Below are 7886 nucleotides of genomic sequence, written 5' to 3'. Positions count from 1 at the left end.
GTCCTGGCCCTGGTCCTGCGTCCCGGTGATGTTGAAGTTCGCATCGAACAGTACGGTGGCGTGCGTGCCATCGGCCTTGGTGATGTGGGCTTCGTAGGTAGCGCCGTCGGCGTCGGTTTCCATCCGTTCGATCGTCGCGTCGGGCTGTGCGGCCTTGACGGATGCCTGGACCTTCGCGGCGGTGTCGCCGGTGAGGATCTCCTCGGTCTTGCCGTTGGCCTGGTGCTGCCCGCGGGGAGCGCCGGTTCCGCTGCCTTCGGTTCCGTCGCCGTTGCCCGCGGTGGTCGAGCTCGACGATGTGCTGCCGGTGGTGTCGGCGGCCATCGCTGGGAGGGCTGAAGCGCCAATGGCGCCCCCGCCGACGACCGCGGCGAGCATGATGGCCGCTGTGGCCTTGTTGATTCTTGCCATGATGTGTCTCCTTTGCTGGGCCCGAATCCCGGGCCGGCCGAGCTTCCGCCTGTAACCAGCTTCGGCCGCGGAGATTTGGCACGACTTTGGTGCCACTGTGGCGGTGCTGTGAAGGCCCCGGTGCAGTCACAGGTTCGAGCCCGTCAGTCGAACGCTCTCAGCCACACTTGCCCCGCCTCGAATGCGACCAGTGGAACATGGTCCTTGGGAGGTCATCATGGCTCGGATACTGGTCGAAGTACGAGCGCGCACGGGCCGATGATCACGTTCAGATGCTAGAAAAACGTGCCCGGACCCGTCCGGGACGCCTGCGGCTATGTGGACAAGGCCCGGTCGCTCAGGCCCCGTCGATCCTTTGCGGGCGGGAGTGGGGAGCCCGCCGTCGTCCGCGGAACGCAAACCGCGCCGGCCGTTTGCCACAGATGGCCGCTCTGGCCGTGTCAAACCGGCCATATTTGGCAAATGGTGTGGGCAGGCCCGTAACAGGGGTGGCCGCGTCCGGCAGACGGGCGGCTGTACGGCTCCGGGGGCTAGGCGGTCTCGTCCTGTGTGGGCTGCCGGCGGCCGGACCGACTAGTCCGACCCCCGGCCGCCACTCCTCAGGCCCGCGCGATCACTTCGCCGTTCGGGATCAGGAACGAGCCGTCGTCCGTGGAACCCCAGCGGTGCCAGCCCGCGGAGATCCGGGCCAGGTCTGCCGCCGTGGAGAACCCGTACTCGAGGGCCTGGTCCGCGAAGGCCGAATGCAGCACCCGCTCGCCCCAGACCCGCGCCTGCCAGCGCCGTTGCTGCGCGGTCGCGTACAACCAGTTGCTGCTGGTCGGCGCGACGTCGGTGAACCCGGCTGCCTGTGCCCAGGACACGAGCCGCCGCCCGGCGTCGGGCTCGGCACCGTTCCGGCGCGCGATCCGCTGGTAGAGCTCCATCCATTCATCCAGCTCCGGGACGGCGGGATACCAGCTCATGCCGTGGAAGTCGGCGTCGCGGACGGCCACGATCCCGCCGGCTTTGGCCACCCGGCGCATCTCCCGGAGCGCGGCGACCGGATCGGTGAGGTGCTGCAGCACCTGGTGCGCGTGCACGACGTCGAACGTCTCGTCTTCGAAATCAAGGTCATAGATGTTGCCGGCAACAAAGCGGACGTTGGCCACTCCGCGCTCGGTGGCCAGGGCGCTCGCGTGGCTGATGACGTCGGGTGAGCGGTCCAGGCCGGTGACCTCGCCGGGGGCGACGAGTCCGGCGAAATCACAGGTGATGCTGCCGGGTCCGCAGCCGACGTCGAGCACCGACACCCCCTCGGTCAGGTACGGGAGCACGAACGCGGCGGAGTTCTCCGCCGTCCGGGATGCGTGCGCGCGGACCACCGACTCGTGGTGGCCGTGGCTGTAGACGTCGTCGGGCTGCTGGGCACTCATAGGGAAACGCTACGCCGTCCGCGTCCGGAAACGCCCCAACTGACCCGCACTTGTTGCCGTTTAGAGCCCTGAAAGCGACAACTAATGGGAGTCAGTTGGGGGAGCGGCCGCTTCTTCCCCGGCCCGGACCGTCGCGTCGATCATTGCAGTCATGAACCGGGTCGCGACTTCCAGTTCCTCCGGCGTGAAGCGTTGCAGCGCCGCACCCATGTGCCGGGCGAGCGGCCGGAACATGGCGCCGCCGTCGCGGTAGGCCTTCGGGGTCATCCGGAGCTGGACCTGCCGGCGGTCCGTGCCCTGGCGTTCCCGGACCACATGGCCGGACTTGTCCAGCCGGTCGATCAGGGCCGTGGTGGCAGGCGAGCTGAGGTGCAGTTCCTTGCGGAGCACACCAGGGGTGACCACCTGGTTCTTCGCGGTGTGCTGCATGATCACGGCCAGGGCGTTGAGGTCCGTGCGGTGCATGTCGTTGCTGCCGCCGGCCGCATCCACGTAGCGGTTGGCCTCGAGGCTGAACTCCTGGAGCAGGTGGACCAACGGCGGAGGTCCTGCGGCGTCCGGGCGTCCCGAAGCTTCTGTCACGGCCGGCCTCCTCTAATRCTTGCTTTCTTCCGTCGCGGGCCGGGACATTCCCCGTCCGCTGCGCCCTCCGGAGTTTACTGCAGGGCGCGCCGGCCGGGATCCGGTCCGCGCAAGTCAGCCAAAGCTGGTTGTCTCCAAGCTGCCTATCTCCACACTTTATCTCCACAATGGAGATAGTCTATGATGGATTCAATCTTACTCTTCCGAGGCCGCACCCGAAGGACGTCATGAAACCCAACCTCAAGCACCCCCCCCGTGTTCCGTTCTGGCTGCGCTGGCTGGTTCCGGTTGTGCTCGTAGTCGCCTGGCTGGCCATTGCGGGGGTCGGCGGCCCCACCTTCGGGCGCCTGAGCGAGGTCTCCTCCAACGACCAGGCGTCCTTCCTGCCGGCTAGTGCCGAGGCGACCGCGGCGCAGGACTGGCAGGGCAAGTTCCGCGACACCAAAGAGATCCCGGCCGTCATTGTGGTCGAGGGCGATTCGGCCTTCACGAAGGAACAGCTGGGCCAGACGGCCGCGCTCAAGGGCAAGCTGGAGGCCCTGAAAGTCGGCAGCACCGTGATTGGTCCGATCCCGTCCAAGGATTCGAAGGCTGTGCAGTTCGTGGTCCCCATCGATTCCTCCGGCGTGGTCAAGGACGTCATTAAAGAGCTCCGGACGGAGGTGGCCGCATCCGCGCCGGAGGGAATGCGGACCTTTGTTACCGGGCCTGCCGGCCTCGCCGCAGACCTCGTCAGCGCGTTCGCAGGCATCGACGGTATCCTGCTGCTCGTCGCCCTCGGGGCCGTGTTCCTGATCCTGCTGGTCGTCTACCGCTCGCTGCTGCTGCCGATTACCGTCCTCTTCACCTCGGTCTTCGCGCTCTGCGCCGCGATCCTCCTGGTCTTCGGCATGGCCAAGCTGGGCTGGATCCAGCTCAACGGACAAAGCCAGGGCATCCTCTCCATCCTGGTGATCGGCGCCGCCACGGACTACGCGCTGCTCTATGTGGCCCGCTTCCGCGAGGCCCTGACGCACACCACCAACCGCACGGCCGCCGCCCTGACAGCGTGGAAGAAGTCCTGGGAGCCCATCCTGGCTTCCGGCGCAACCGTCATCATCGCCCTGTTGTGCCTGCTGTTCTCCGACCTCAATTCCAACAAGGGACTCGGACCCGTGGCGGCAGCAGGAATTCTGTGTTCGCTCTTCGCCGCCCTGACCCTGCTGCCCGCGATGATGGCACTGCTCGGCCGGGCCGCGTTCTGGCCGTTCCGCCCCAAGCTGCTCCCGGAGACTGAGCGCGAGCCTGAACTCGTCACCGGGCTTGAGGGCCAGAAGGGCCTTTGGCGCGCCACCGGCTCGCTAGTTTCCCGCCGGCCCCGGACCGTCTGGGTCGCCTCCGTGTTGCTGCTCCTGGTTGCCTCGGCCGGCGTCCTGCAGCTCAAGGCCAACGGCGTCCCGCAGACCGACGTCATCCTCACGGCCTCCAACGCCGTCGACGGCCAGGATGCGCTGGCCCGCCACTTCGACGCCGGCTCCGGCAGCCCGGCCGTCATCGTCGCCGATGAGGCGAAGGCGCAGGACGTGCTGGCTAAAACCAAGGCGAGTGACGGCGTCGGTGACGCCTATTTGCTGGCCGAGGGCAGCGTGCCGATCGTCAGCGGCGCGCCCGGGGTCCCCGGCGCCCCGACAGCCCCGGCCGTCCGGGACGGCAAGGTGCTGATCAACGCGACGCTGAACTTCGCCGCCGACTCCAGYGAGGCCGAAAATGCGGTGGTGTCGCTCCGCCAGGAACTCAAGAAGATCGACGACGGCGCCCTGGTGGGCGGCGTGACCGCGACCGCCCTGGACACGAACACCACCGCCCAGCGGGACCTCGTCACCATCATCCCGGTGATCCTCGCGGTCATCCTCGTGATCCTGATGCTGCTGCTGCGCTCCGTGCTGGCCCCGGTCCTGCTGGTCCTCTCCGTGGTCCTTTCCTACGGCGCTGCCATGGGCGTCTCGGCCGTCGTGTTCAACCACATCTTCGGGTTCCCGGGCGCCGATGCCACCGTSCCGYTSTTCGGMTTCGTSTTCCTGGTTGCCCTCGGAGTGGACTACAACATCTTCCTGATGAGCCGGGTCCGGGAGGAATCCATCAAGCACGGCACCCGGCCCGGCATCCTGCGCGGCCTGGGCGTCACGGGCGGGGTGATCACCTCCGCCGGTGTGGTGCTCGCGGCCACCTTCGCGGCGCTGGGAGTCATCCCCATCATGTTCCTGGTGCAGCTGGCGTTCATCGTGGCCTTCGGTGTGCTGCTGGACACCATCCTGGTCCGCTCCCTGCTGGTCCCCGCCCTGGCGTACGACATCGGCCCGCGGATCTGGTGGCCGGGCAAGCTGGGGCGTCCCGAGACCGACGCCGCCGCTGCCCGTCCGGCCGCCGCGGAGCCCGAATCCGCGGAGGCAGGCGTCCGCTGACCGGAACCCCGCTCCCCGGAACCCACGACCGCAGCCGTCGTCACCGTCCCTGGTCCCCCCACCAGGCCACGGTGGCGGCGGCTGCTTCCTTGAGCGGGGTTGGCCGCAGCCCCAGGCCGGCCTGGCTGGCGGCGGAGTCCATCACGAACGGCTTCTCGAACTGGTAGAGCATCTCGGCCACCTCCCGCATACCCGGTGCGAACAAGCCAAAGGCTCGGAGTGCCCACCCCGGTACGGCGCCAACTTTGGGCTTTGCGGCGCCTGCAGATTCAGCGAACGCCGCTGCCAGCTGCCGCTGCGTAACGGCCGGTACGGAGGGTGTGTGCCATACCTTGTTCCACAGCTCCGGCGCCTGGGCGGCGTGGATCATTGCGGCCGCCAGGTCGGGCACATAGGTGAAGGCGTGCGGCTGGTCGGCGCTGCCGATCACCCACAACTTCTTTCCAGCCAAGACCGGCCGGACCATCCGCTCGCCGCCATGGGAGGTCCTGACGCGTGGCCCAAAGAAGTCGCCCGCGACCATGGTGACGGTGTTGGTTGACGAGACTTCCCTGGCCCGGAGCAGGTCGGTACGGACCCCCCGCTTTCCGCCCTGGGCCGCTCGCGGACCCGCCTCGGTCATCGAGCGTTCCGGCTCGCTGTAGGAGTAGAGGCTTTCGGGAAAGGCGACGACGGCGCCCGCCTCTCCCGCTGCAGCCAGCACCGCCTGTTCTGCCCCGGGAAGCTCCGCCCGCCACGCGTCCGCAGTGTAGGACGAGCCGTGGATGCAGTGGAAGACGGCGGCCGCACCCGAAACGGCGGCCCGGACCAGGGCACGGTCCTGAACGTCTGCCACGACCCGCTCCACCAGCGGATGCTCCGGGCCGCTGCCCGAGCGCGTCAGGACTCTTACGCGTTTGCCTTGCTCKGCCAACTGTTCTGCCACAGTCCAGCCAACCGGCCCTGCTCCAGTGACAACGTACAGATCGTTCATGACTTCTCCTCCAAGAGTTTTGAGAGCGCTGCTCTCCCAAGTCTGCACACCACGGCCGCCTCTAGTCAAGAGCACTGCTCGCAATTGTTGACACCGCTCTGCATTGTGCGATGCTGGACCCATGACTGACGATGGCCTCGCCGCAGGAACCGCCCCGCGCACGCCCCGGGAGCGGGCCCGTGCGCGGACCCTGGAGGACATTGTGCGCATCGGCCGGGAGCACCTGGCCCTCCATGGGGCCGCCGCACTGTCCCTGCGCGCCGTCGCCCGGGACCTCGGTGTGGTCTCCTCCGCGGTCTACCGGTACGTGGAAAGCCGCGAAGAGTTGCTGACCCTGCTGCTCGTCGACGCCTACAACGAGCTGGGCGACGCCGTGGATGCCGCCGTCGCAGTCCGTCCGGAGGGTGATTTCGCCGGGAGGTTCAAGGCGCTGGGGGCCGCCGTCCGGAGCTGGGCGTTGGTGCAGCCGGCCAGCTACGCGCTGCTTTTCGGCAGCCCGGTGCCCGGCTACAACGCGCCGGCGGAGCGGACCATTGGCCCCGGAACGCGGGTGGTCGTCGCCTTGATGGCCATCCTGGACGGTGCGTGGCGGGCCGGCGAACTCTCCGAGGCGGGCCCGGAAGCCTCTGCCGTCGTGGTGACGGCACCGCTAGCGGCGGACCTGGCGAAAATCCGCGGCGAGATGGGGCTGGCGGTGCCCGATGCGGCGCTGGCGACGGGTGCGCTGGTCTGGACGTCGCTGTTTGGCGCCGTCAGTTTCGAAGTCTTTGGCCAGTACGGTGCGGACACCTTCGCGGCGGGCGACGAGCTGTTCGAGCGCCATTTGGCGGTGCTGGCTCGGCTGCTCGGGCTGCGGGCCTAGAGGCGGCAACTTTCCGCGCCGCGTGTGCGCCGGACCCCTGTTGCCGCCCTGTGCCGCTCGATAGACTGCGACTGCGCCCAAGCGGGTGCCCAACGCTTGCAGGAGGGATCCAAACATGTCTGAAAACAGTGGGTTTGACCAAACGGCAGCGCAGGAACGCGGCGGTGCGACCGCGGCTTCAGCCGCAGAAAAGCAGACCGGCGAAGAGCAGCCCGCCGAAGTTCCGGGGCTCGAAGCCGACGCCGGCCAGTATGTCGAGGGCGACTATGGCGATGCTGGCGTAGCGGGGGAGAACCCGGCCGGTGCTCCCGAAGGCGGTTACGCTGAGGGGGACTACGGCAACGCCGGCGTGGCCACCGGCTCGACGATTGGCGCCGAGGAGGGGTATTACCCCGAAGGCGACTACGGCGGGGCCGGCGCCACGGGTCCCGACGCCGCCGCGGGGGAGGAAGGCGAGTACCCCGAAGGTGACTACGGTGCCGCTGGCGCCGCGGGTGCCGGGCGGACCGGCCGCCGCTCTTCAGGTGCAGCCGAGGACGAGCGCGTTGGCCGGGATGGCACGGTTCGGGATGACGCCGGCCGCGACGGCCTGTAGATCCTCGGCGAAACCCTCGCGGCGAGCGGAATCCGGCCCGTTCTCGCAGAGCGAAACCTCCCGGCAATCGTCCTTGCGTTGCCCGAAAACCCGGGAATTCCGGGCTGTCGCGGCCAAGCAGGGCCCCGCCCGTCGGCCCATTCGGCGAAGTTGAGTCGCGTTGACTCAACTTTGGTTTGACATCGGAATGACGTTCTGTAAAGTTGAGTGCAGAGCGCTCAATAGGTGAGCGCGCCTCGTAATCGACGGGCTCGATCCCCGGGTATGGCCCGGTCGCCGGGCAGTCCGATGGCCGGGGCCAGCAGGTTTCCACGGAAAGAAGGAAGCAACACATGTCACGAGCAGTAGGTATTGACCTCGGAACCACGAACTCCGTCGTCTCCGTTCTCGAAGGTGGCGAGCCCACCGTCATTGCCAACGCCGAGGGTGGCCGCACCACGCCGTCGGTTGTTGCATTCTCCAAGTCAGGCGAGGTCCTGGTCGGCGAGATTGCCAAGCGCCAGGCCGTCAACAACATCGACCGCACCATCGCTTCGGTCAAGCGCCACATGGGCACCGACTGGAGCGTCGCGATCGACGACAAGAAGTACACCGCGCAGGAAATCTC

General features: G+C 68.0%; 8 protein-coding genes. 4 read left to right on the top strand and 4 right to left on the bottom strand.

Annotated elements, in window-relative coordinates:
• From AB4Y86_RS07265 to AB4Y86_RS07255, 3 genes are all read right to left on the bottom strand, one after another.
• Positions 1-411, bottom strand: a 411-nt coding sequence (locus AB4Y86_RS07265) for a hypothetical protein (protein ID WP_441401425.1), incomplete at its 3' end; no start/stop codon positions are given.
• 599 nt (positions 412-1010) lie between these two features.
• On the bottom strand, positions 1011-1826 hold the full coding sequence (locus AB4Y86_RS07260) for a methyltransferase domain-containing protein (RefSeq protein ID WP_441401423.1): 816 nt from the start codon (positions 1824-1826) through the stop codon (positions 1011-1013).
• Positions 1827-1907: 81 nt separating this feature from the next.
• A complete protein-coding gene (locus tag AB4Y86_RS07255) occupies positions 1908-2408 on the bottom strand; it encodes a MarR family winged helix-turn-helix transcriptional regulator (RefSeq protein ID WP_441401421.1) in 501 nt (166 codons plus the stop codon).
• Positions 2409-2635: 227 nt separating this feature from the next.
• Between AB4Y86_RS07255 and AB4Y86_RS07250 the strand changes: the two genes are divergently transcribed.
• Positions 2636-4849: an MMPL family transporter gene (locus AB4Y86_RS07250; RefSeq protein WP_441401419.1), complete on the top strand. Its 2214-nt coding sequence runs from the start codon at positions 2636-2638 to the stop codon at positions 4847-4849.
• Positions 4850-4889: 40 nt separating this feature from the next.
• On the opposite strand, the gene AB4Y86_RS07245 is transcribed toward AB4Y86_RS07250, so the two are convergent.
• Entirely contained in the window at positions 4890-5822 is a 933-nt protein-coding gene (locus tag AB4Y86_RS07245; RefSeq protein WP_441401418.1) for an NAD-dependent epimerase/dehydratase family protein, read from the bottom strand.
• Between the two features lie 121 nt (positions 5823-5943).
• Between AB4Y86_RS07245 and AB4Y86_RS07240 the strand changes: the two genes are divergently transcribed.
• From AB4Y86_RS07240 to AB4Y86_RS07230, 3 genes are all read left to right on the top strand, one after another.
• A complete protein-coding gene (locus tag AB4Y86_RS07240; RefSeq protein WP_441401416.1) occupies positions 5944-6684 on the top strand; it encodes a TetR/AcrR family transcriptional regulator in 741 nt (246 codons plus the stop codon).
• A gap of 115 nt (positions 6685-6799) precedes the next feature.
• Entirely contained in the window at positions 6800-7279 is a 480-nt protein-coding gene (locus tag AB4Y86_RS07235; protein WP_441401414.1) for a hypothetical protein, read from the top strand.
• Positions 7280-7611: 332 nt separating this feature from the next.
• A partial coding sequence (locus AB4Y86_RS07230; protein WP_441401412.1) for an Hsp70 family protein occupies positions 7612-7886 on the top strand: 275 nt, incomplete at its 3' end.

This window comes from Arthrobacter sp. 2YAF22_2 (genome assembly GCF_052114645.1).
Taxonomy (GTDB): domain Bacteria; phylum Actinomycetota; class Actinomycetes; order Actinomycetales; family Micrococcaceae; genus Arthrobacter.
Note: the sequence above shows the minus strand (reverse complement) of the source record. Positions and strands in the feature narration are given on the sequence as shown.

Coding starts and splice junctions, on each gene's coding strand:
- AB4Y86_RS07260 (WP_441401423.1), bottom strand. CDS start 1,826: ATGAGTGCCCAGCAGCCCGACGACGTCTACAGCCACGGCCACCACGAG.
- AB4Y86_RS07235 (WP_441401414.1), top strand. CDS start 6,800: ATGTCTGAAAACAGTGGGTTTGACCAAACGGCAGCGCAGGAACGCGGC.
- AB4Y86_RS07240 (WP_441401416.1), top strand. CDS start 5,944: ATGACTGACGATGGCCTCGCCGCAGGAACCGCCCCGCGCACGCCCCGG.